20 protein-coding genes are annotated in these 21,666 nt (G+C 72.0%); 8 read left to right on the top strand and 12 right to left on the bottom strand.

Going from position 1 to position 21,666, the window contains the following annotated elements:
- Positions 1–56: 56 nt before the first annotated feature.
- A complete protein-coding gene (locus ACGFZA_RS34150; RefSeq protein ID WP_385282574.1) occupies positions 57–1,130 on the bottom strand; it encodes an SPFH domain-containing protein in 1,074 nt (357 codons plus the stop codon).
- 254 nt (positions 1,131–1,384) lie between these two features.
- Here ACGFZA_RS34150 and ACGFZA_RS34145 point away from each other — a divergent pair, with 254 nt between their 5' ends.
- The gene (locus ACGFZA_RS34145; protein ID WP_385282571.1) at positions 1,385–1,732 is read left to right on the top strand and encodes a hypothetical protein; all 348 of its coding nucleotides are present in this window, start codon (positions 1,385–1,387) and stop codon (positions 1,730–1,732) included.
- A gap of 87 nt (positions 1,733–1,819) precedes the next feature.
- Here the strand turns inward: ACGFZA_RS34145 and ACGFZA_RS34140 are convergent, their stop codons facing one another.
- The 3 genes from ACGFZA_RS34140 to ACGFZA_RS34130 form a co-directional block, all read right to left on the bottom strand.
- A complete protein-coding gene (locus ACGFZA_RS34140) occupies positions 1,820–2,266 on the bottom strand; it encodes a DoxX family protein (RefSeq protein ID WP_385282569.1) in 447 nt (148 codons plus the stop codon).
- A gap of 109 nt (positions 2,267–2,375) precedes the next feature.
- On the bottom strand, positions 2,376–3,071 hold the full coding sequence (locus tag ACGFZA_RS34135) for a class I SAM-dependent methyltransferase (protein ID WP_385282566.1): 696 nt from the start codon (positions 3,069–3,071) through the stop codon (positions 2,376–2,378).
- A gap of 40 nt (positions 3,072–3,111) precedes the next feature.
- Positions 3,112–4,290: a PucR family transcriptional regulator gene (locus tag ACGFZA_RS34130; protein ID WP_393684414.1), complete on the bottom strand. Its 1,179-nt coding sequence runs from the start codon at positions 4,288–4,290 to the stop codon at positions 3,112–3,114.
- Positions 4,291–4,453: 163 nt separating this feature from the next.
- Between ACGFZA_RS34130 and ACGFZA_RS34125 the strand changes: the two genes are divergently transcribed.
- Genes ACGFZA_RS34125 through ACGFZA_RS34115 form a run of 3 tightly spaced genes read left to right on the top strand, consistent with a single transcriptional unit; the run spans position 4,454 to position 8,525 of the window.
- Positions 4,454–5,407 (top strand): SGNH/GDSL hydrolase family protein, encoded by a 954-nt coding sequence (locus ACGFZA_RS34125; RefSeq protein WP_393684277.1) that lies wholly within the window; start codon positions 4,454–4,456, stop codon positions 5,405–5,407.
- A gap of 3 nt (positions 5,408–5,410) precedes the next feature.
- Positions 5,411–7,402 (top strand): hypothetical protein, encoded by a 1,992-nt coding sequence (locus ACGFZA_RS34120; RefSeq protein ID WP_385282560.1) that lies wholly within the window; start codon positions 5,411–5,413, stop codon positions 7,400–7,402.
- A gap of 46 nt (positions 7,403–7,448) precedes the next feature.
- Positions 7,449–8,525, top strand: coding sequence for a tyrosine-protein phosphatase (locus tag ACGFZA_RS34115; protein WP_393684274.1), 1,077 nt, complete (start codon positions 7,449–7,451; stop codon positions 8,523–8,525).
- Between the two features lie 13 nt (positions 8,526–8,538).
- Here the strand turns inward: ACGFZA_RS34115 and ACGFZA_RS34110 are convergent, their stop codons facing one another.
- Positions 8,539–9,657, bottom strand: coding sequence for an ADP-ribosylglycohydrolase family protein (locus tag ACGFZA_RS34110; protein WP_385282554.1), 1,119 nt, complete (start codon positions 9,655–9,657; stop codon positions 8,539–8,541).
- A 72-nt stretch (positions 9,658–9,729) separates the two neighbouring features.
- On the opposite strand from ACGFZA_RS34110, the gene ACGFZA_RS34105 reads away from it, so the two are divergent.
- A complete protein-coding gene (locus ACGFZA_RS34105) occupies positions 9,730–10,014 on the top strand; it encodes a DUF6343 family protein (RefSeq protein ID WP_385282551.1) in 285 nt (94 codons plus the stop codon).
- 12 nt (positions 10,015–10,026) lie between these two features.
- On the opposite strand, the gene ACGFZA_RS34100 is transcribed toward ACGFZA_RS34105, so the two are convergent.
- From ACGFZA_RS34100 to ACGFZA_RS34085, 4 genes are all read right to left on the bottom strand, one after another.
- Positions 10,027–10,395, bottom strand: a complete 369-nt coding sequence (locus tag ACGFZA_RS34100; protein WP_385282548.1) for a tetratricopeptide repeat protein — start codon at positions 10,393–10,395, stop codon at positions 10,027–10,029.
- A gap of 67 nt (positions 10,396–10,462) precedes the next feature.
- A complete protein-coding gene (coaE, locus tag ACGFZA_RS34095; RefSeq protein WP_393684271.1) occupies positions 10,463–11,065 on the bottom strand; it encodes a dephospho-CoA kinase in 603 nt (200 codons plus the stop codon).
- A gap of 55 nt (positions 11,066–11,120) precedes the next feature.
- Entirely contained in the window at positions 11,121–12,059 is a 939-nt protein-coding gene (locus ACGFZA_RS34090; protein WP_385282545.1) for a PAC2 family protein, read from the bottom strand.
- A gap of 82 nt (positions 12,060–12,141) precedes the next feature.
- Positions 12,142–13,665: a flavin monoamine oxidase family protein gene (locus ACGFZA_RS34085; protein WP_385282656.1), complete on the bottom strand. Its 1,524-nt coding sequence runs from the start codon at positions 13,663–13,665 to the stop codon at positions 12,142–12,144.
- A gap of 336 nt (positions 13,666–14,001) precedes the next feature.
- Here ACGFZA_RS34085 and ACGFZA_RS34080 point away from each other — a divergent pair, with 336 nt between their 5' ends.
- Entirely contained in the window at positions 14,002–14,964 is a 963-nt protein-coding gene (locus tag ACGFZA_RS34080; protein WP_385282542.1) for a right-handed parallel beta-helix repeat-containing protein, read from the top strand.
- 114 nt (positions 14,965–15,078) lie between these two features.
- Here ACGFZA_RS34080 and rpsA read toward each other — a convergent pair whose 3' ends face one another.
- Positions 15,079–16,596 carry a 30S ribosomal protein S1 gene (gene rpsA / locus ACGFZA_RS34075; protein WP_326735609.1) on the bottom strand — a complete coding sequence of 506 codons (1,518 nt, stop codon included), beginning with the start codon at positions 16,594–16,596 and terminating at the stop codon, positions 15,079–15,081.
- 396 nt (positions 16,597–16,992) lie between these two features.
- On the opposite strand from rpsA, the gene ACGFZA_RS34070 reads away from it, so the two are divergent.
- On the top strand, positions 16,993–17,805 hold the full coding sequence (locus ACGFZA_RS34070; protein ID WP_393684267.1) for a class I SAM-dependent methyltransferase: 813 nt from the start codon (positions 16,993–16,995) through the stop codon (positions 17,803–17,805).
- Between the two features lie 87 nt (positions 17,806–17,892).
- Positions 17,893–20,391, top strand: coding sequence for an ATP-dependent helicase HrpB (hrpB, locus tag ACGFZA_RS34065; RefSeq protein ID WP_393684265.1), 2,499 nt, complete (start codon positions 17,893–17,895; stop codon positions 20,389–20,391).
- Here the strand turns inward: hrpB and ACGFZA_RS34060 are convergent.
- A complete protein-coding gene (locus ACGFZA_RS34060) occupies positions 20,378–21,379 on the bottom strand; it encodes a DUF3068 domain-containing protein (RefSeq protein ID WP_393684263.1) in 1,002 nt (333 codons plus the stop codon). The genes hrpB and ACGFZA_RS34060 overlap by 14 nt on opposite strands.
- 88 nt (positions 21,380–21,467) lie before the next feature.
- The gene (locus ACGFZA_RS34055; protein ID WP_148015833.1) at positions 21,468–21,605 is read right to left on the bottom strand and encodes an SPW_0924 family protein; all 138 of its coding nucleotides are present in this window, start codon (positions 21,603–21,605) and stop codon (positions 21,468–21,470) included.
- Between the last annotated feature and the right edge of the window lie 61 nt (positions 21,606–21,666).

Here is a 21,666-nt window from a genome sequence, read left to right as displayed (position 1 = left end):
CCGGGGCCCGTGGGGGCGGGCGGGTCGATGACGCCGGACCGTCGAGGGTTCAGAGGTCAGTGTCTGGCGAGCGGCTTCGAGCCGGTGGCGCGGGGCCTGCCGGAAGCCGCGGCCGCGTGCGTCGGAGTGGCGGGGCGCAGGCGCCCCTGGCCGGATGCGGGCGGCGCCGAGGGGGCGGGCGCCGAGGGCTCGTCCGTCGCGGGCGCGGGCTCCACCGACTCGTCCGGCTCCTGTGCCGCACGGTCGCCGGGCTGCTCGTCCGGTGCCGGACCGTCCACGGGCTGTGGCACCGGCTGCACGGACTCGGGCTGGACGGACTGGGACTGGACGGGCTGCTGCGGCGCCGCCTGACCCGTCTGCGGCGTCGCCGGCTGCTGGGCCCTTTCCAGGAAGCGGAGCAGCTCCACCGGGAACGGCAGCACCAGGGTGGAGTTCTTCTCCGCCGCCACCGCCACCACGGTCTGCAACAGCCTCAGCTGCAGAGCCGCGGGCTGGGTGGACATCTCGGATGCCGCCTCGGCCAGCTTCTTGGACGCCTGGAGTTCCGCGTCCGCGTTGATGACCCGGGCACGCCGCTCACGGTCGGCCTCCGCCTGGCGGGCCATGGAGCGTTTCATCGTCTCCGGCAGCGAGACGTCCTTGATCTCGACCCGGTCGATCTGCACGCCCCACCCGACCGCGGGGCTGTCGATCATCAGCTCCAGGCCCTGGTTGAGCTTCTCCCTGTTGGACAGCAGATCGTCCAGATCGCTCTTGCCGATGATCGAACGCAACGACGTCTGGGCCATCTGCGAGACGGCGAACCGGTAGTCCTCCACCTCGACGACCGCGCTCGCCGCGTCGACCACCTTGAAGTAGATGACCGCGTCCACCCGCACCGTGACGTTGTCCCGGGTGATCCCGTCCTGTGCCGGCACGGGCATGGTCACGATCTGCATGTTGACCTTGCGCAACCGCTCGACGCCGGGCAGGACCATGGTGAATCCGGGCCCGCGGATGTCGTTGCGGAGCCGGCCGAGCCTGAGCACCACGCCCCGTTCGTACTGCTTGACGACCCGGGCGGCCGCCGCCGTGTACACGGCGCCCGCCGATACCGCCGCCACCGCTGCGATCAAGAGCTCCTGGACCATGACGGCCCCCTGCCATCCCGAAGAACCGGAATATCTACCTCACGCCATAATCAGCGCTATTACCACGTTATGCCCCCTTTGGACAGCGGGCGAACCTCGGCCCGCCCTCCCGTCCCCCGCCCGGCCGCTTCCCGGATGCCCCGCCCGCCACGAGCGGGCAGGGTTACCGGCGTCAGCACGTCCCTCCGTGGCGTACGGGGTGATGTGACGCAGTGCGTACGGATGAGCCGGACGAGACAGACGAGGACCCGCCCATGCCCGTGATCGACCACCGACGCCGCCGTCTCGGCATCGCCGCCGGGACCGCGCTCCTGACCCTCACCGTCGCAGGCTGTTCGGGCCTCGGCCGGACCGCTGTCGGTCCGGTCGTCTACACGACCGAACGGGACGCCGTGATCATGGTGAACAGCCCCTCGGTGAAGGGCTGCCACCGGCTCGCCCCCGCGGGAGCCAAGGAAGTGACCAACGAGACCCTGATCGACATCATCCTGTACCGCACGCGGGACTGCACAGGACCGGGCACGACGTACCTCGCCACCACACTGTCCGACATCAACGCGCCCAGCGCGCTGCCGTGGCGCAGCTTCAGCACCGTTCACTGATCCACCGGGACGTCCATGCGGACATGCACCGGGTACGCGCCTTCGCCGAGCGCGCACCGGCGCATGTCCGCACCGGCGCCGTCCGCCTCACGCACCTCGGCGGACCAGCGCGATCAGTGCCGCCGTCCCGGCACGGCGGTCCCGGGCGATCAGGGCCATCACCACGATGAGCACCGCGGGCATCACCGCGTTCGGCGGGTCGAGCAGCGTCAGCTGGACGACCGACGCCCCTGCCAGCAGCCCGCAGAAGGCGATGGCCGCCACCCCGGCGAGGACCGGGATCAGCAGCGCGATCGCCCCGGCCGTCTCCAGCCCGCCGATGGCGTACATCGCGCCGTGGCTCCAGCCCATCCGGTCGAACGACTCGATGGCAGACTCGTGGGCGATCAGCTTGGCGATTCCGCTGAAGCCCAGGAACAGGGCGAGGACGTACCGGGCGACGCTCAGGGCGACGGCGCCCCGGCCGCGGCGGCCGTCGGCGGAGGGGGATGCGGAAGCGGCGGACGTGGCGGCGGGCGTCGTGATCTCGGACATGGTGGTCTCCTCGGGAAGCGGTGCGCAGTGTCGCGCTCACACCGGAAAAGACCGCGCCCCGGCCCGAAACTCATCGCTCCGCCGGTCACCCGTTCCCCTCGCCGGGAGACTACTTGGGCACGGCCCGCACCCAGATCCCGTCCTCGGTGAGGTACCGGTCCACCCGCAGCCCGGCCTCGTCGAGACAACCCTCGAACTGCTCCTTCGACAGCGCCCGCGAGAGGAAGGTCTGGGTCCAGCGCGCATCCGGGAACACGTACTCGCAGAGCACCGAGTCCACCCCGTCGCCGACGGGTTCCGCAGAGACGATCCGGACCGTGTACCCGGCCGGGTGGACGCGCTCGCGCGGCAGATCGACGTGGTAGTCCGCGCCCTCGCGCTGGATGAGCACCGCTCCGCCGTCGCGCACGTATCTGCGGCAGGTCCGCAGCAGCCCCTCCCGTACCCGGTGGTCGCCCGAGTGCACCAGGAACGAGGCCAGCATGACCACGTCGAAGGTCTCGTCGCCGAGGTCCAGCGACTCGATGGGGCCGCACACCGTCCGTGCGCCGCGCACCTGCTCCAGCATCTGCGGCGACTCGTCCACCGCCGTGACGTCGAAGCCCAGAGCGACCAGGGGGTGCGTCACCCGGCCCGCCCCGCTGCCCAGTTCCAGAATGCTCGATCCGGCCGGCACGGCGGCGGCGATCACGTCCGGTTCGTCACCGACGGCCAGCCGCGTGTACAGCTCGACGGCACAGCCGTCGGGTGTGATCGCACCCGGTCCCGTCCCCGAATAGCCTTCACGTACCCCTCGTTCGCTCATGTCCCGCCGAACGAGCGGCCGGCGTCCGCCGTTCCCGGCGTCACACCGAACGGCGGGCGACCAGCGCCGCGCTGAGGTGCTGGAGGTCCGTCGGGCGGGCGGGGGAAAGACCGGTCAGCCGGCCGATGCGGCGGATCCGGTAGTCGACGGTGTTCGGGTGGACGTGCAGCGCGGCCGCCGCCGCTCTGCGGTCCAGGCCGTGGGCGAGGTAGGTCTCCAGCGTGTGCAGCAGCTCCGGTTTCGTCTCCAGGGGCTGGAGCAGCCGCGCCAGCCCGTTCAGGGCCTCGCTCGGCCTGCTCAGCTGGTACTCCAGCAGGACGTCGGCCAGCCGGTACAGACCGGCCGCCCGGCCGGTGCGGGCGACGAGCTCGACGATCTCGGCGTTACGGGCCACGGCGGCCGGCACCGCCGCCGGTTCCGTGGTCTCCGCGGCCGCGGTCACCGGGACCCCCGCGGCCCTGGTCGCTTCGGTGATCAGGTCGCACAGGCCGCCCGGCCCGCTCCACGGCGGCGGCTCGGAGACGGGCAGCAGGACCGTGCCGCCGGTCTCGTCGAGAGCGGTCAGCGCGGGCGTACCGGCGAACCGGTCCAGGGCCGTGCGGATCCGGCGGATCTTGCGGCGGGCCGCCACTCCCCTGCCGGGGCCCGGTACCTGGCCCACCTCGTCGTCGTGCGGGCCGAGCGCGAGCGTCATCGTCAGGTACCGGGCGGCCGGGCGCAGTCCGGTGCGGCGGGCGAAGCGCTCCAGGTCCTCGCCCGTCAGCAGCGCCGCCATCAGGGCGTGCCGGCCGCCGTGTTCCTGGCTGTCCAGGATCTGCCGGGCCTCCAGATAGGCCCTGCTCACCGCGGACGTCAGCTGCTGCTGGAGCACCATGATGCGGTTCACGATCTCCAGTACGGTCGGCAGGTCCCCCGGTCCGGCGTCCCGGGCGGTCTCCTCCCAGCACATCCTGATCCCCACCTGGTACGCGGTGAGGATGGCGTCCAGCGGCACGCCCTCCTCGGCCCGCTGGGCCGCCGAGTCACGCTGCTGGGCCAGTTCGGCGTCGGTGGCGGGTCTGCGGTGTTCGACGACATCGGCGAAGAGCCGCAGATTGTGCTGCACGATGTCCGCGATGTCGCCCGCGATCTCCTCGTGCGGCAGTTCCGCGTAGACCGGCAGATCGCTGAGCAGCCGGGCGACGACGCGGGCGGTCAGGGCGGGGGCACGGGCCCGCATCTGGGCCGCCACCGGGCGGCCGGCGATGCGAAGCGGCCGCTGCGCGTCGGCTCTCCGGTCCGCGCCTCCGCCCGTCACGGCGACACGCTCATTGTCATGCGTCACAAAAGCCCCCGCGGAAGTCTGCGTTACCCACCAGTTAAACGACGGCGTTCGAGTCTGCATGATGACCGGCGACACCCGCCATGCCCCCACCTCTCCCCACACGGAGGTCGCCGTGAACTCAGCGCCCAGCAGCACGCCCTGTCGGACCGTCAGAAATACCGTCGCCGCGCTCGCCCTGGCCGGGCTGGCCGTCGGAACAGGCGCATCCGGCGCCTCGGCAGCGGGCGACGCCACCACGTCGTACGTCGCGCTCGGCGACTCGATGGCCTCCGGGCCCCTCATCCCGGACATCACGGGCCCGGTGGCCTGCGGCCGTTCCACGCACAACTACGCGCACGAGCTGGCCGCGAGCATCGGCGCCTCGCTGCGCGATGTCACCTGCAGCGGGGCCAAGTCCACGCACATGACGGAGAAGCAGTCGCTCTCCCTGCTCGACATCCCGATGGGATCGGCGCCGCCGCAGTTCGACGCCCTGCGCGCGGACACCGACCTGGTGACCCTGACGATCGGCGGGAACGACGCCGGTCTGGTCGGCATCGCGCAGGACTGCATGACGCTCGACCCGACCGCCACCCCGTGCAAGGACAAGCTGACCGAGGGCGGGGTGGACCAGGTGGCACAGCGCATCGCGGCGTTCGCGCCCCGGCTGGCAGCCGTCCTGGACGGGATCCACCAGCGTTCGCCGCAGGCCCGCGTGATCGTCACGGGCTACGGGCTCTACATCAAACCGGGCGGCTGCTGGCCGCTCCAGCCGGTGCTCCCGGTGGACGCCGACTTCCTCCAGGGCAGCGTCGACCGGATGAACACGGTGATCGCCGAACAGAGCGCCGCCCACGGCGCCGAGTACGTCGACGTCGCCGCCCCCAGCAAGGGCCACGACGCCTGCCAGGCCCCCTCGGACAAGTGGGTCGAGGGCTATGTGCCGACCGCGGCGGCCGCCCCGCTGCACCCCAACCGGCAGGGTGAGGCGGCCTACGCCCGCATCATCGGCGACCACCTCCAGGGGAGCTGACCCGTGCGGCAGCGGATGCTCCACGGACTGCTCGCGGCGGCGCTCGGAGCGGCCGCTCTCCTCGCCCCGCCCGCCCACGCCGCTCCGGCGGGCCACCCGCCGGAGCGGGGCTGCGATCCGCTGGCACCCGCCGAGTGCCTGCTGCCGTTCCCCGACGACTGGTACACCCGGCCGGACCCGGACACCGACACGGGCCGCCGGGTGGACCTCGATTCCGCCGTGCTGCCCCGGCCCGCGACCGGCAAGCCCATCGACCCGGCCGCCTGGAACCGGTCCGACGGCTTCTCCCCCGGTTCCGCCCTGATCGCCCAGGTGCCGGACCTGGACCTGACGGCCACCGGCGCGGCCCCGCTCACCGGCATCGGCCGCTCCCTCGACCGGGACGCCCCGGTCGTACTCCTGGACACCACCACCGGTGAACGGTGGCCGTACTGGGCCGAGCTCGACGCCAACGCCTCCGACCCCGCACGCCGGGCGCTGCTGATCCACCCCGCCCGCAACTTCCACGACGGCCACCACTACGCCGTGGCCCTGCGCCGCCTCAAGGACTCCGCGGGCCGTACGCTCCCGGCGGGCGCCGCGTTCGCCGCCGTGGCCGGCAGGCGGCTGCCCGCACACGACCCGCTGCGCGCCCGTCAGGACCGGCTCCGTCCCGCCCTCGCGGCCCTGCGTGGGGCAGGGGTCGGCGCCGAAGGGCTCTACCTGGCCTGGGACTTCACCGTCGCCTCCACCCGCAGCCTCACCGGCGACCTCTTCACCATCCGCGACGACGCGCTGCGCCGCCTCGGCAACCGCTCGCCCGCCTTCGCCGTCACCGGCGTCAGCGACTTCACCGCCGCCCAGGACGCCCGGATCGCCCGCGAGGTCACCGGACAGATCACCGTACCCGGCTATCTCAGCCTGCCGGGCGGCCCGCCCGGCTCCGTCCTGAACCGCGACCGCGACGGCGTCCCGCGCCGTCTCCCCCTCAGCACGCAGCTCGCCGCCTTCCGCTGCGAGATCCCCCGCTCCGCCTTCCGCACCCCCTCCCACCCCTCCCTCTACGGGCACGGGCTGCTGGGCTCCCGCTCCGAGGTCGGGGCGGGCAACGTCAAGGACATGGCCGCCGAGCACGACTTCACGTTCTGCGCGACGGACTGGGCCGGCATGGCCAAGGAGGACATCCCCGTCGTCCTGGCCGCGCTCGCCGACCCGAACCTCTTCCCGGCCGTCCCCGAACGCAGCGAACAGGGCATGCTCAACGCCCTGTTCCTGGGCCGTGCCCTGATCCACCCCGAGGGGCTGAGCAGCGACGCCGCCTTCCGCACCGCCGACGGCCACCCCCTCGTCGACACCCGGCGCGGTCTCGCGTACGACGGAAACAGCCAGGGCGGCATCCTCGGCGGCGCCCTGGTCGCCGCCTCGCCCGACATCCGGCGCGGGGTGCTCGGCGTCACCGCGATGAACTACGGGCTGCTCCTCAACCGGAGCGCCGACTTCGCACCGTTCCAGCAGGTCCTGGACGTGGCCTACCCGGACGCACTGCGCCAGCAGCTCGTCCTCCAGCTGTTCCAGATGGTGTGGGACCGCGGCGAGACGAACGCGTACGCGAACCACCTCACCGACCACCACCAGGTACTGCTCCACATCGCCTACGGGGACCACCAGGTCGCGAACGCGGCGGCCGACGTGGAGGCGCGCACGATCGGTGCCCGTCTGCTGTCCCCCGCGCTCACCCCCGGCCGGAGCCCCGACGCCGTCCCGTACTGGGGCATCCGCCGCATCGGCGCCGGTCAACTCCCCTACCGGGGCTCCGCCATGACCGTGTGGGACAGCGGCACCCCCACACCCCCGCTCACCAACACCCCGCCCACCGGGCCCGGGTACGGCCACGACCCGCACGAGGATCCCCGCAACTCGCCCGCCGCACGTCAGCAGAAGGCCACCTTCCTGACCACCGGCCGTGTCATCAATGTCTGCGGCACCACCCCGTGCACCGCAACGCCCACCTCCTGACGCCCCCTCCCTGCCGGGAACGGACAGGGAACAGACAAGGAGCACCATGCGTACGCACCGCATCGCCGGAGCCGCCGTCGCGGCAGCCCTCCTCGCCGGTACGGCACTGGCTCCGTCCGCACTCGCCGCACCGCCCGCCGCCACGGCCACCGCGCAGGCCGCGGTCCCGTTCACCTCCGCCGGCGCCGTGCGCGCCGCCGACGGCGGCCACACCCTCTCCTGGGCCTCACCGGCCGCATCGGTGACCGTCACCGCAGTCACCTCGCCCGACGCCACCACCGGGATCGCGCTCGGCACGGCCCCGGGCACCGGCTCACTGACCGTCCCGGCCGGGACGCTCCCGGAGGCCGGCCGCTGGTACTTCCGGCTGGTCCCGGACGGCGGCGGCCCCCTCGTCGTCGCCGACCGCTCGCTCGGCCTGGCCTCCGCCCGCAACTTCCGCGACATCGGCGGCTACCGCACCACGGACGGGCGCTGGGTCCGCTCCGGCCTGGTCTACCGCTCCAACAAGCTGAGCGCGCTCACGGACGCCGAGCAGCAGCGGCTGGTCTCCCAGCGCCTCACCCTCGACGTGGACCTGCGCAACGTCCAGGAGCGCAACGACGACCCGGACCGGCTGCCCGCGGGCGTCGCGTACAAGGTCGCCGACGTCGTCTCGCTCAGCCACGGCATCCGTTTCCACGACTCGGCCCTGATGACGCTGGCCGAGGCCATCGCGGCCGGTCTCTTCTCCGGCTCGTCCGACCTCGGCCAGTCCATCGGCTACCCGTTCATGGTCAACTTCGTGGGCGCCGACTACGCGTTCCGCGACCTCGTCACCGCGGTCGCCACGAACACCTCGGGCGCCACGGTCTTCCACTGCAGCGCCGGCAAGGACCGCACCGGCTGGGGCACGGCCGTGCTGCTCACCCTGCTCGGCGTCCCGCGGGCCACCGTCGAGGCGGACTTCCTCGCCAGCAACCAGTACACCGGCGATCCGGAGGCCGTCGAACTGAGCTGGCTGCGCGCGGCGTTCGCCGAGGTCGACCACATCTACGGGAACTTCGACGCGTACGTGCGCGAGGGGCTGAAGCTCGACGCGGCGACCGTGGAGACCCTGCGGGCCAAGCTGCTGACCGGCTGAACCACCCTCCCGGTCAGCAGCCCGGGTAGCGGCCCTGCGGCCACTCGACCGGGTGCTCGAACTCCAGGGACAGGTCGTCGGCCACCTCGGCGATCACGGCCCGCCCCTCGGTCAGCACCAGCCACTCCGGCGGAAGGTGCACGTCGGAGTGGCGGGCACCCAGCAGATTGCCGCAGACCGAGCCGGTGGAGTCGCTGTCGCCCGAGTGGTTGACCGAGAGCAGCAGCGACGCGCCCACCTGGCCGGCCTCCGGCAGGACCAGGGCGCAGTACACGGCGATGGCCAGGGCCTCCTCGGCCACCCAGCCCGCGCCGAGCGACTCCACCTTCTCGGCGCTCGGCGCGCCCTGCGCGGCCAGCTCGACGGCGCCGCGCAGGGCGGCGGTCGTCTCCTCGTGCCCGGGGTGGCGGGCGAGGAGGTCCATGGCCCGCAGGACGGAACCCGGCAGGGAATCACCCTCCAGCAGATGGGCGACGATCGCCGCGAGAGCACCTGCGGCATAGGCGCCGGTGGGGTGGCCGTGGGTGATCTGCGCGCACCGGGCGGCGAGCGCGAAGCTCCCGGCCGGGTCCTGGCCGGTCAGGCCGAAGGGTGCGGAGCGCATGACCGTGCCGCAGCCCTTGGACCCCGTGTTGACGGGGCCCGGCTCCCCGACCGGGCCCCGCGGGTCGGGGGTGTACCCGGCCGCGAGACCGGTCAGGCAGGCGTTTCCCGGGGCGCGGCGCGCGTACAGCCAGGGCTGCTGCCTGAGCCATCCGGTCCGGACGAGGTCGTCCCCGCCCCGGGCCGGCGGTGCGGGATGGTTCTGCGTGTCCAGCCAGCGCAGGTACGCGTGCTTGATGACCGCCGTCTCGGCGCCGCCGATGCCTTTGGACACCGCCCGGGAGTGCGCCCTGATCAGTCCCTCGGCCGTGAAGAGGGTCATCTGGGTGTCATCGGTGACGCGTCCGACGGCCCCGTCCTCGTCTGCGGTGAGCCCCTGGACGCCCTGCTCCCCGTGCGCCCGGCGGATGCCGGCGAGGGACAGGAACTCCACCGGGTTGCCCAGGGCGTCCCCGATCGCCCCGCCCAGGAGACACCCGCGGACCCGGGCCCTGCGGGCGGTGACGTCCCCCCATGCTGTGCCGTTCACGGCCGGCCCCCACTCTCTTCCGTCGGAACACCGCACTCGCGCCGTCGCGGGTCCATGCTGGTAGGAGAGGCGATGACCATGCGTACCGGTAGTGAACCCGCGACCGCCCGCAGTCCTCTGCGGATGCGGCTCTGGCTGAGTCTATGGGGCCTGGCCTGGGCCGTCTTCGGCCTGGCGGCCTTCACTCTCACCGGCCGGGCGGGGTGGGCGGCAGCCTGCGGGGTGCTCCTCGTGCTGGTCCTGGTGGATCTGACCGTGATCGTCCATCGCCTGCACCAGGGCCCGCACTACCAGCCGGGCCGCACCATCCCGCCGTACGAACCCGATCACGGAGGACGCGGGCGTTACGGTCACTGAGTGCCGGCGGCCTCAGCCCTCCGCCTCGAAGCGGGCCGCCTTCAGGTACTCCGGGTTCGGGTCCAGCGCCGCGGCCAGCCGGAAGTGGCGTGTGGCCCGCTCCGGATGACCGGAGCGCTCGAAGGTGCGGGCGAGCGCGAAGTGCGCGAACGCGTTGTCCGGCTCCCGCTCCAGCACGAGCTCGAACTCCAGCTCGGCAGGCCGCAGTTGGGCTGCGGCGAAGAAAGCCCGGGCGCGCAGCAGCCGGGCCGCGGTGTTCTCCGGGTGGGAGGCGATCACCGAGTCGAGCAGCTGCACCGCGCCCCGCGGGTCGCGCGCCGCCAGCAGCTGTTCGGCCGCACGGAAATCGATGACGTGTGTTTCGGGGTTCCTCTCGGGCACAGTCGAATCCTTCCCTCGTCCACCGTCATATGAACGTCCGCCCGGCCGCCGGTGTTCCGGCCCGGGATCAGCCGGCCGCGGCCCGCCGGGTCAGCTCCGCCCAGACCGAACGGACCTGCGGTTCCAGGGCTTCGATCGGCCCGTCGTTGTCGATGACCAGGTCGGCCACCGCACGCCGCTGCTCCCGGGTGGCCTGCGCGGCCATCCTGGCCCGCGCCTCCTGCTCCGTCATCCCGCGCAGCGTGACGAGGCGGTCGAGCTGGGTCTGCGGGGCGGCGTCGACCACGACGACCAGGTCGTAGAGCGGGGCGAGGCCGTTCTCCGTGAGGAGGGGGACATCGTGGACGACCACGGAATCGGGGCCCGCGGCGCGCTCCAGCTCTGCGGAGCGGGCGCCGACCAGCGGGTGGACAATCGCGTTCAGGACGGCGAGGCGCTCTCTGTCGGCGAAGACGATGGAGCCGAGCTTCGGCCGGTCCAGCGCCCCCTCGGGGGTGAGGATTCCGGTGCCGAACGCCCCGACGACGGCGTCGAGCCCGGGAGTGCCGGGCTCGACGACCTCGCGGGCGATGCGGTCGGCGTCGATGAGGACGGCTCCGTAGCCGGCGAGCATCCGGGACACTTCGCTCTTGCCGGCGCCGATACCACCGGTCAGGCCCACTTTCAGCATGGGCGGCAGCCTAGTGCCCGGCCCACGGCGCTGCGGAGATCGGGTCCGGCCGAGGTCAGCCGTCACCTTCGCGCTCGGCCAGGAACTTCTCGAACTCCAGGCCGATCTCGTCGGCGGACGGCAGGTTCACCGGCTCGGCGACCAGGTTGCCGCGGGTCTCGGAACCCGCGACGGCGTCGTACTGATGCTCAAGGCCCTCGACCAGCGAGACGAGTTCCTCGTCGCCCTGGTCGATCTGGCGGTCGATCTCCGTCTGGGTGCGGTGCGCCTCGGTGCGCAGCGCGTGGGCGACGGTCGGCAGGACCAGCCCGGTCGCCGCCGTGATCGACTCCAGCGCGGTGAGCGCGGCGTCCGGGTAGGCGGAGCGGGCGACGTAGTGCGGCACGTGCGCGGCGACACCGAGGACGTCGTGCCCGGCCTCCATCAGGCGGTACTCGACGAGGGCGGCGGCCGAACCGGGCACCTGCGCCTCGTCGAACGGGCTGCGGTGACCCGGCATGAGGTCGGTGCGGTTGCCGTGCGGGGTCACGCCGACCGGGCGGGTGTGCGGAACGCCCATCGGAATGCCGTGGAAGGTGACGGAGAGGCGGACACCGAGCCGCTCGACGATCTGCTCGACGGCGGCGGCGAACCGCTCCCACTCCACGTCGGGCTCGGGCCCCGACAGCAGCAGGAAGGGCGCCCCGGTGGCGTCCTGGACCACCCGGACGTCCAGCGTCGGGGTCTCGTACGCCGACCAGCGGTCGCGCTTGAACGTCAGCAGCGGGCGCCGTGCGCGGTAGTCGACGAGGCGGTCGTGGTCGAAACGGGCCACCACCTGGTGGGGCAGCGATTCGAGCAGGCCGTCGACGATCTGCTCACCGGTCTCTCCCGCGTCGATGTAGCCCTCGAAGTAGTAGAGCATGACCAGGCCGGCCGACTCCTGGGCGAGCGCCATGTCGACGACAGCCAGGCCCTTCGGCTCCCATTCGTACAAACTCTGCGGATCAGGCACGGTTACCGCTCCTCCTTGTGTTCCTGAAGAAGAACGTCCCGGGGGGCACGGGCATTCCCGCCCGTGCCCCTTCACATGCTGTTTACCCAAGTACCCGCGTGTGCAGTGCCGTGACCGCCTTCCGTGCGGAGGTGAACGCTCCGTGCTGCCAGGCGTCGGCGTGGCTCAGGTAGTCGCCGGCGAAGTAGACCCGCCCCGCGGCCCGGTTGAGCGGTGCGAAGACCGGGGCGTCGGGGCCGCCGGACAGGGAGTGCCAGGAGGCCTCCAGGTACGGGGTCTGGCGCCAGTGGTGGGAGAACGACGTGGCCAGTTCCGTACGGTACTTCTCTCCGTGGATCTTCACGCCCTGGGCGAGGGCCCGCGCCTCCCGTTCGCGTGGGGTGAGGGCGGCGTACGCGTCCGCGTTGGAGCCGGTGTTGTAGTAGCCGATGATGGTGCCGCGCCGGCCCTGATGGCCGTAGGACGGGTACCAGATGTGGGACAGGTCCATGTCCGTCTCCGTGATGCCGCCGTAGATCTGGTGGTCGCTCTCCCACCAGCGGCTCCGGTACTCCAGGCCGATCTTTCCGGCCGAGGACGGTTTGCAGGCCTCCAGCGCGGTCTGGACGGCCGGGCCGAGGTTGTGGGCGGTCTTGGCCAGGATGTTGGGCGGCAGGGCGGCGACGCAGTAGTCGGCCTCGATGCTGCGGGTGCGGCCGGACTGCGTGTAAGTGACGGTGACGCCGTGGGCGGTGTCGGTGATCTCGGTGACGGCGGCACCGGTTCGGATCCGGCGCTCCCCTATCGCCCGGGTGAGCGCGGCAGGTATCCGGTCCATGCCGCCGACCGGCTGGAACATCAGCATCGCCTGGTCGTACTCGAACTCGAAGGCGAAGTAGCGCCCGACGCCGCTGGCGAAGACCTCGGAGGCGGAAGGGACGGACCCGAGCACCTCTCCGGGGGTTCCGGCGGCCGCGGGGTCGACGCGGTATCCGCGCCGGGGGCTGCCGGTGTAGTCGAGGGTGTCGCCGATGTCGCCGAAGTCCTTGAGGAAGTCGAGCAGCCGCTCCTGGTCGTCGGCGGTGATCTGCCGGTCGAGCGCTCCCTTGTCGGTGGCCTTGGAGAGCAGTTCCGCGACATAGCCGTACACGTCGGCCTTGGCGGTGCGGTAGCGGACGGGGGCCTTCATGCCCGACTTCTCGTTGTAGATGTAGGCGTTGGCGTTCACGTTGGTGAACACCTCGATGGGAACGCCGAGTTCGCGGCAGTAGTCGAGGGTGACCATCCACTGCGGAATCCGGCCGGGTCCGGCGTTCATGTACTGCCCGTCGGAGAACCGGGCGGTCTGCTCGACGCCGTGGATGTCGGTGGTGGAGTCCCCGCCGCGTACGGTGAAGTTGCGGCCGCCCGTACGGCCGCGGGCCTCCAGGACCGTACAGTCGTAGCCCGCCTTGCCCAGTTCGTAGGCGGTGGCGAGGCCGGCGATGCCGCCGCCCACGACGACGACCTTGGCCGCCGCCCTGCCCTTCAGGTGGAAGTCGCCGCTGCTGGGCGCGCGGAACGCGGGCTCCTGGCTCGCGGCCTGAGCGGTGGGGGCGAGGCCGAGCGCCCCCATGGTGGCGAACATCGCGCCCGCCCCGCCGGAGAGCCCGACGTTGCGGAGGAAGGTGCGACGGCTCGCGCCCGGTGTCGCGGGCGAGTGGTGCGAAGCGTGAGTCATGTCCCGGCTCCCCTTCGGATCTTGAGGTTGCCGGGATCCTGGCAAGGGGGTGTTACGGGCCGTCAGTTACTCGTGTATCCCACACGTTTCCCTGTGTTCACGCCGTTCACGACAGCGGCGAACAATGGTCCAGACCTTGACACGACCCTTGCGCATCCCTACCGTCACTGGGCAGCAAGTTCAGACACTCGCCCCACATTCATGTACGAGAACGTCCTGAACCTTTCACGGGAAGGCACCCCCATGCGCACCCGCACGCTGTTCCCCGCCCTGCTGGCCACCGCCCTCACCACGGGCGCACTCACCTTCGCCTCCGCCACCACGGCCGGCGCCGCGACGGTCGTCGAGGTCAGCACCGCCGCCCAGCTCAAGTCGGCGCTCACGGCGGCCGCCCCCGGCGACACGATCCACCTCGCGGACGGCACGTACACCGGCAACTTCAAAGCGCTCGTCCCCGGCACCTCTTCGGCACGCATCACCCTGACCGGCTCCGCCGGGGCGGTCCTCACCGCCGGCGGCGGCTACGGGCTCCACCTCAACGGCGCCTCGTACTGGACGGTGAAGGGCATCACCGTCACCGGCGGCCAGAAGGGCATCATGGCCGACGGCGCCAACGGCGTCGTGATCGACTCGGTGACCGTGCACGACCTCGACATGGAGGGCGTCCACTTCCGCAAGTCCAGCAGCGACGGGATCATCCGGAACTCCCGGATCTACGACACCGGCCACGACGGCCGCGGCATGGGCGAGGGCGTCTACGTCGGCACGGCGGGCGACCTCTCCGACCGGAGCGACCGGGTACAGATCCTGGACAACACGATCGGACCGGACGTCGGGGGCGAGAACGTCGACATCAAGGAGGGCACCACCGGTGCGCGCATCGTCGGCAACACCTTCGACGGCAGCGGACTGACCGGCGCCAACTACGACGACTCCTGGGTCGATGTGAAGGGCAACGGCGTCCTGGTCGAGGGCAACCACGGCTCCCGTACGACCAACAACGGCTACGAGACCCACACCCAGCAGAGCGGCTGGGGCTGCGGAACCGTCTTCAGGGACAACGTCTCGGACCTGTCCGGCTCGACGGGCGACAAGCGGATCGCGGTCAACGTCACGAACTTCGGCGCGAGCTGTCCCACGACCGTCTACGCGAGCAACACCGTGACCGGCGGCAACGGCCTGACCAACATCACCGTCACCCCGTAGGAACCGCTGCGGGAACCGCACGCCGCGCACACGCATGAGGCCCGCTCCCCGAAGGGAGCGGGCCTCACCGTCATCTACTCAACTCAGCCGATGACCGGCCGGATGGTCGGAGCGTCAGCTCTGGCCGCCCGCCAGCTTCTCGCGCAGGGCAGCCAGGGCCTCGTCCGACGCCAGGGCGCCGGAGTTGTCCGCGGACTCCGAGGAGTACGAGCCGCCGCCGCCACCGCTGCCGCCCGAGGCAGCCGGAGCGCTGCCGGCCGGGGCAGCGGCGCCCTCGGCAGCAGCGGCCTCGTCGGCCTCGCGGGACTTGATGACCTGGGCCTGGTGCTGCTCGAAGCGCGTCTGCGCCTCGGCGTACTGCGTCTCCCAGACCTCGCGCTGAGCCTCGAAGCCCTCGAGCCAGTCGTTGGTCTCGGGGTCGAAGCCCTCGGGGTAGATGTAGTTGCCCTGGTCGTCGTACGACGCGGCCATGCCGTACAGGGTCGGGTCGAACTCGACCGAGGCCGGGTCGCCACCGAAGGACTCGTTGGCCTGCTTCAGCGAGAGGCTGATGCGACGACGCTCGAGGTCGATGTCGATGACCTTGACGAAGATCTCGTCGTTGACCTGGACGACCTGCTCCGGGATCTCCACGTGGCGCTCGGCCAGCTCGGAGATGTGGACCAGGCCCTCGATGCCCTCGTCGACGCGCACGAACGCACCGAACGGAACGAGCTTGGTGACCTTACCGGGAACGACCTGCCCGATCTGGTGCGTGCGGGCGAACTGCTGCCACGGGTCTTCCTGCGTCGCCTTGAGCGACAGGGACACGCGCTCGCGGTCCATGTCCACGTCGAGAACCTCGACGGTGACTTCCTGGCCGACCTCGACAACCTCGGAGGGGTGGTCGATGTGCTTCCAGGACAGCTCGGAGACGTGCACGAGACCGTCGACGCCACCCAGGTCCACGAAGGCACCGAAGTTGACGATCGAGGAGACGACGCCGGAGCGGACCTGACCCTTCTGGAGGGTCGTGAGGAACGTCTGGCGGACCTCGGACTGGGTCTGCTCGAGCCAGGCACGGCGGGACAGGACCACGTTGTTGCGGTTCTTGTCCAGCTCGATGATCTTGGCCTCGAGCTCCTTGCCCACGTAAGGCTGGAGGTCGCGCACGCGGCGCATCTCGACGAGCGAAGCCGGCAGGAAGCCACGGAGGCCGATGTCGAGGATGAGACCACCCTTGACGACCTCGATGACGGTACCGGTGACGATGCCGTCTTCTTCCTTGATCTTCTCGATGGTGCCCCAGGCACGCTCGTACTGAGCGCGCTTCTTCGAGAGGATCAGGCGGCCTTCCTTGTCCTCCTTCTGGAGAACCAGGGCCTCGATCTCGTCGCCGACCTTGACGACCTCGTTCGGGTCGACGTCGTGCTTGATCGAGAGCTCGCGGCTCGGGATGACACCTTCGGTCTTGTAACCGATGTCGAGGAGGACCTCGTCGCGGTCAACCTTGACGATGACACCGTCAACGATGTCGCCGTCGTTGAAGTACTTGATCGTCTCGTCGATCGCCGCGAGGAACGCGTCCGCGTCGCCGATGTCGTTGACCGCAACCTGCGGAGTGGTGGCGGTGGTCTCGGTGCTGCTCGTCATGTGGGAAAGGGCTCCGGTACGGACAGTGAGTCGAAGTTACTGCTACGCCGTGAGCCCGTATCGCCTCTGCAGAAGCCGGACAGCCTGGGAAGCGCCGATCCCGAACCGGGAGGCGCCTCGTGAACCGAGGGGACATACATACAGATGCGAGCGCGGCCTGCTAGGTCTGAGGCGCGCAGGCTCGCAGCGCAACTTGTAGCATACGGGGGCAGCAGGGCACGGTCAATGCGCGAAGGCGCACACCAGGGGCGGAACGCCCCATACCCGGCACAACTCGGCTTCACCTGGGCCACATCGGCCCCGGAGATGTTCCGGACACACGGGTCCCGCACTCACGGATCCCCCTGGTACGTACCGCGTACGACGGGGTGAAGGCAAACTACAACGACGGACACGATGAGCCAAGAGATCTACGCGGCCGAACCCGAAGCGACACGCCGCATCGCCGGCGAGGCCGAGAGCAGCCGGGCCAGCCGCGGCTGGTGGGACCGGAACGCGGACGAGTACCAGAGCGACCACGGGGGCTTCCTCGGCGACGACCGCTTCGTCTGGGGTCCGGAGGGGCTCGACGAGGCCGAGGCGGGCCTTCTCGGCCCCGCCGGGTCGCTGAAGGGCCTGGACGTCCTGGAGATCGGCGCGGGCGCCGCACAGTGTTCGCGCTGGCTGGCCGCCCAGGGCGCCCGCCCGGTCGCCCTCGACCTCTCCCACCGCCAGCTCCAGCACGCGCTGCGGATCGGCGAGGGCATCCCCCTGGTCGAGGCGGACGCCGGGGTGCTGCCCTTCCGGGACGGCTCCTTCGACCTGGCCTGCTCCGCCTACGGCGCGGTGCCGTTCGTCGCCGACCCGGTCCAGGTGTTCCGCGAGGTCCACCGGGTGCTGCGGCCCGGCGGCCGCTGGGTCTTCTCCGTCACGCACCCGGTCCGCTGGGCCTTCCCGGACGAACCGGGACCCGAGGGCCTGTCCGTCGCCGCGTCGTACTTCGACCGCACCCCCTACGTCGAGCAGGACGAGCGGGGCGACGCGGTGTACGTGGAGCACCACCGGACGCTCGGCGACCGGGTGCGGGACGTGGTGGCGGGCGGCTTCCGCCTGGCCGACCTGGTCGAGCCGGAGTGGCCGGCGTGGAACAACCAGGAGTGGGGCGGCTGGTCGCCGCTGCGGGGCAATCTGATCCCGGGGACCGCGATCTTCGTCTGCGTACGGGACTGAGCACGGGGGCCACGGTTCCGGCCCGCGTGCGGGACCGGGACACCCGCCGGTGCGGGAGCCGTCGCCCCGCCGTACGAGACTGGGGGCGTGATCCGTACCGACGCCCTGGACCAGCTGCCCGTCCGCACCGCCGTGCCCGCGCTGCGGCGGGCGCTCGACGACCGCGGGGTCGCGGTGCTGTGCGCGCCGCCCGGCACCGGTAAGACGACCCTCGTCCCGCTCGTCCTGGCCGGCCTGACCGGCGACGGACCGGTCCGCCGGGTCGTGGTCGCCGAACCGCGGCGGATCGCCGCGCGGGCCGCCGCCCGGCGCATGGCGTGGCTGCTCGGCGAACGGCCCGGCGAACGGGTCGGCTTCACGGTGCGCGGCGAGCGCGTGGTGGGCCCCGAGACCGTGGTGGAGGTCGTCACCACCGGGGTGCTGCTCCAACGGCTCCAGCGCGACCAGGAGCTCGCCGGCATCGACGCGGTGATCATCGACGAGTGCCACGAGCGCCACCTGGACGCGGACACGGTGGCCGCGTTCCTCCTGGACGTGCGGGAGGCGATCCGCCCCGACCTGCGCCTGGTCGCCGCGTCGGCCACCACGGACGCGCAGGGCTGGGCGCGGCTGCTCGGCGACGCACCGGTCATCGAGGCCCAGGGGGTGTCGCACCCGGTGGAGGTGGTGTGGGCGCCTCCGGTCCGTCCCGTGCGGCCGCCGCACGGGATGCGGGTCGATCCGGCGCTGCTGAGCCATGTCGCCTCCGTGGTGCGGCGGGCGCTGGCCGAGCGGGACGGCGACGTGTTGTGTTTCCTGCCCGGCGTCGGCGAGATCGGCCGGGTCGCCGGCCAGCTGTCCGGGGTGGCCGCGGAGGTGCTCCAGGTCCACGGGCGGGCCCCGGCCACGGTGCAGGACGCGGTGCTGGCGGGTTCCTCCGAGGGGCGGCGGGTGGTGCTGGCGACCTCGGTGGCGGAGTCCTCGCTGACCGTCCCGGGGGTGCGGACCGTCGTCGACTCGGGCCTGGCCCGGGAGCCGCGCACCGACCACGCGCGGGGGCTGAGCGCGCTCACGACCGTACGGGCCTCGCAGGCGGCGGGCCGCCAGCGGGCGGGCCGGGCCGGACGCGAGGCACCCGGGACGGTCTACCGCTGCTGGGAGCAGGCCGAGGACGGGCGGCTCGCCCGCTTCCCCTCCCCCGAGATCAAGGTGGCCGATCTGGCGGCGTTCGCCCTCCAGGCGGCCTGCTGGGGCGATCCGGACGCCGCGGGGCTCGCGCTGCTGGATCCGCCGCCGGCCGGCGCGATGGCCGCGGCCCGCGAGGTGCTGACGGCGGTCGGTGCGGTGGAGCCCGGCGGGCGGGTGACCGACCGGGGCGTACGGATGTCGCGGCTGGGGCTGCACCCGCGGCTGGCCAGGGCGCTGCTGGACGGTGCGGCCGAGGTCGGCGGACGCCGGGCCGCCGAGGTGGTCGCGCTGCTGAGCGAGGAACCGCCGCGGGACTACGGCGACGACCTGGCCGCCGCGTTGCGTACCGCACGGCTGGGCAGGGACGGCTACGCGGCCCGCTGGCGCCAGGAGGTGCGGCGGCTCTCGTCCTCCCTGAAGGGCCGGGAGGGCGGTTCGGGTCCCGACGATGCCGCCGTGGGTCTGGTCGCCGCGCTGGCCTTTCCCGAACGGGTGGCGCGGGCCCGGGGTGAGGGCACGTTCCTGATGGCGTCCGGCACCGGCGCGGAGCTGCGGGACGGCTCACGGCTGCGCAGCGCGCCCTGGCTCGCGGTCGCGGTCGCGGACCGTCCCGCGCACGCGGCCTCCGCGCAGGTCCGGCTCGCCGCCGTCATCGACGAGGACACCGCGCGGCTGGCGGCGGGGCATCTGCGCTTCGCGGGCGAGGAGGTCCGCTGGGACGGCCGGGACGTGGTGGCCCGCCGGGTGGAGCGCCTCGGCGCCGTCGAGCTGGCGGCGCGCCCGCTGAAGCAGCCGGATCCCGCCCTGGTCCGCGAGGCCCTCGTGGAGGGGCTGCGCGGGGAGGGCCTCGGGCTGCTGCGCTGGAGCCGCGACACGGGGCAGCTGCGGGAGCGGCTGGCCTTTCTGCACCGGGAGCTCGGTGCGCCGTGGCCGGACGTCTCGGACGAGGCGCTGCTGGACCGTACCGAGCAGTGGCTGGAGCCCGAGCTGTCGCGGGCCCGCCGCCGCTCGGACCTGGCCGGGATCGACGCCGGGCAGGCGCTGCGCAGGCTGCTGCCGTGGGCGACCGGGGAGGCGGCCCGGCTGGACGAACTGGCTCCGGAACGGATCGAGGTGCCGAGCGGTTCGCGGATCAGGGTGGAGTACGGCGGGCCGCAGCCCGTGCTCGCGGTGAAGCTCCAGGAACTGTTCGGCCTTCAGGAGACTCCGCGGGTGGCCGGCGTCCCGGTCCTGGTGCACCTGCTCTCCCCGGCGGGCCGCCCGGCAGCGGTGACGGCGGATCTGGCGTCGTTCTGGCGGGAGGGCTACCGGGCGGTTCGGGCGGAGCTGCGCGGCCGCTATCCGAGGCACCCGTGGCCCGAGGACCCGACGACGGTGGAGGCGACCCGCTTCACCAAGGCGCGGCTCAGGCGGGAGTAGGCGCAGGTTCCGGTTCCCTCCGCCCGGCCGCAGGTGCCTCGCCCGGCCGCCGCGAGCGCGCCTCCAGCCACAGCGACAGGGCCAGCAGGCCGGCGCCGAGGACGAGGAAGCCCCAGGGCAGGTACGAGGTCAGCAGCAGGACCAGCACCCGCTGGGACTTGACCAGGTCGACGATCGAGACGATGTAGTCCTCGCGCATCTTCACGTGCCCGGCGAACACCGTGACGGTGTCCTGGGCCATGCCCATCGCCTTCGCGTTCCGGAGTTCCTCCTTGTGGATCTCCTCGCCGTTGACCGGCGCCCCGGTGACGGGGTCGACCCAGAACATCCGCTTGGTGGTGTACCAGCGGGTCACACCGGTCTTGGCGATCTGCGCGGCCGTGATCCCCTTGATGGGCATCGTCTTCGGCATGGGGACCTCGGTCCACGGAACGGTCTGCTCGAAGTAGTAGACCTCCATGCCCCGGAAGTCCTGGGTGCCCTTGTAGTGGATGGGCGAACTCGTCCGGGTCTGGGCGTCGAAGTACTCGTAGTCGCGCTTCTCGGTGAGGAAGGGCCACTTGAACTCGATGCCCTCGCGGCTCACCGCGTCGCCGTCGACCATCTCACCCGTGGCGTGCACCGGGTCCTGGCTGTGCGCGTCGAAGATGTAGCGCTCGGGGATCTTGGAGACCATCTTGCCGTCGGGTCCCTGCACGTAGGACAGGGCGTCCCACACGACGACGTCACGGCCGGCGCTGCGCTCGATCTTCTCGGACTCCTCCACGTTGCCCTTGAGGGTCTGCACGATGGTGATCTTGTCGACCTTCTCGGCCTTCAGGGTGCTGTAGTCGAGCAGGGTCGCGGGCTTCGCCTCCAGCACCGTCTCCTGGTACTGGTTCGGCGGGATCTTCGCCAGCCGCGGGAAGGCGTACCAGCGCAGCAGCGGTGACAGCGCGGCGAAGAAGACGGCGAAGGCCAGGAGTACGAGGCTGGCTCGGCGGCGCATGGGGTGTCCTCCCTCTGCAGTGCGTGGTGCGGACGGCTGGTGCCTCGCCCGGCAGGGTCCGCGACGGCGGAGCCTGCCGGGCCGGGCCCTAGTTCTTCGGCCCCGGGACCGTGGTCAGCAAGGGTTTGGGCGAGGTCTCGCCGGGTGGCGCGCCGATCGCGCTGATGGTGAGTACGAGGGCGAGGGCGGCGGCCAGTCCGATGGCGGCAGCGATCAGGGCGCGCATGCTCGGCCTCCCGGGAGCTCAGAACTGATGGGTCGTCAGGGCTGGGGCACCGTAGCAACCG

The organism is Streptomyces sp. NPDC048211, assembly GCF_043202315.1.
Taxonomy (GTDB): Bacteria; Actinomycetota; Actinomycetes; order Streptomycetales; family Streptomycetaceae; genus Streptomyces.
The sequence above is the reverse complement of the archived record's forward strand: the minus strand, read 5'-3'. Positions and strand labels throughout refer to the sequence as shown.

What these genes read in the sequence shown, in the direction of transcription:
- ACGFZA_RS34060 (WP_393684263.1), bottom strand. Translation starts at nt 21,379, where the DNA reads ATGCGCCGCCGAGCCAGCCTCGTACTCCTGGCCTTCGCCGTCTTCTTC.
- ACGFZA_RS34080 (WP_385282542.1), top strand. Translation starts at nt 14,002, where the DNA reads ATGCGCACCCGCACGCTGTTCCCCGCCCTGCTGGCCACCGCCCTCACC.
- rpsA (WP_326735609.1), bottom strand. Translation starts at nt 16,596, where the DNA reads ATGACGAGCAGCACCGAGACCACCGCCACCACTCCGCAGGTTGCGGTC.
- ACGFZA_RS34105 (WP_385282551.1), top strand. Translation starts at nt 9,730, where the DNA reads ATGACCATGCGTACCGGTAGTGAACCCGCGACCGCCCGCAGTCCTCTG.
- ACGFZA_RS34145 (WP_385282571.1), top strand. Translation starts at nt 1,385, where the DNA reads ATGCCCGTGATCGACCACCGACGCCGCCGTCTCGGCATCGCCGCCGGG.
- coaE (WP_393684271.1), bottom strand. Translation starts at nt 11,065, where the DNA reads ATGCTGAAAGTGGGCCTGACCGGTGGTATCGGCGCCGGCAAGAGCGAA.
- ACGFZA_RS34150 (WP_385282574.1), bottom strand. Translation starts at nt 1,130, where the DNA reads ATGGTCCAGGAGCTCTTGATCGCAGCGGTGGCGGCGGTATCGGCGGGC.
- ACGFZA_RS34085 (WP_385282656.1), bottom strand. Translation starts at nt 13,665, where the DNA reads ATGTTCGCCACCATGGGGGCGCTCGGCCTCGCCCCCACCGCTCAGGCC.
- ACGFZA_RS34140 (WP_385282569.1), bottom strand. Translation starts at nt 2,266, where the DNA reads ATGTCCGAGATCACGACGCCCGCCGCCACGTCCGCCGCTTCCGCATCC.
- ACGFZA_RS34125 (WP_393684277.1), top strand. Translation starts at nt 4,454, where the DNA reads ATGATGACCGGCGACACCCGCCATGCCCCCACCTCTCCCCACACGGAG.
- ACGFZA_RS34070 (WP_393684267.1), top strand. Translation starts at nt 16,993, where the DNA reads ATGAGCCAAGAGATCTACGCGGCCGAACCCGAAGCGACACGCCGCATC.
- ACGFZA_RS34055 (WP_148015833.1), bottom strand. Translation starts at nt 21,605, where the DNA reads ATGCGCGCCCTGATCGCTGCCGCCATCGGACTGGCCGCCGCCCTCGCC.
- ACGFZA_RS34135 (WP_385282566.1), bottom strand. Translation starts at nt 3,071, where the DNA reads ATGAGCGAACGAGGGGTACGTGAAGGCTATTCGGGGACGGGACCGGGT.
- ACGFZA_RS34130 (WP_393684414.1), bottom strand. Translation starts at nt 4,290, where the DNA reads ATGCGGGCCCGTGCCCCCGCCCTGACCGCCCGCGTCGTCGCCCGGCTG.
- ACGFZA_RS34115 (WP_393684274.1), top strand. Translation starts at nt 7,449, where the DNA reads ATGCGTACGCACCGCATCGCCGGAGCCGCCGTCGCGGCAGCCCTCCTC.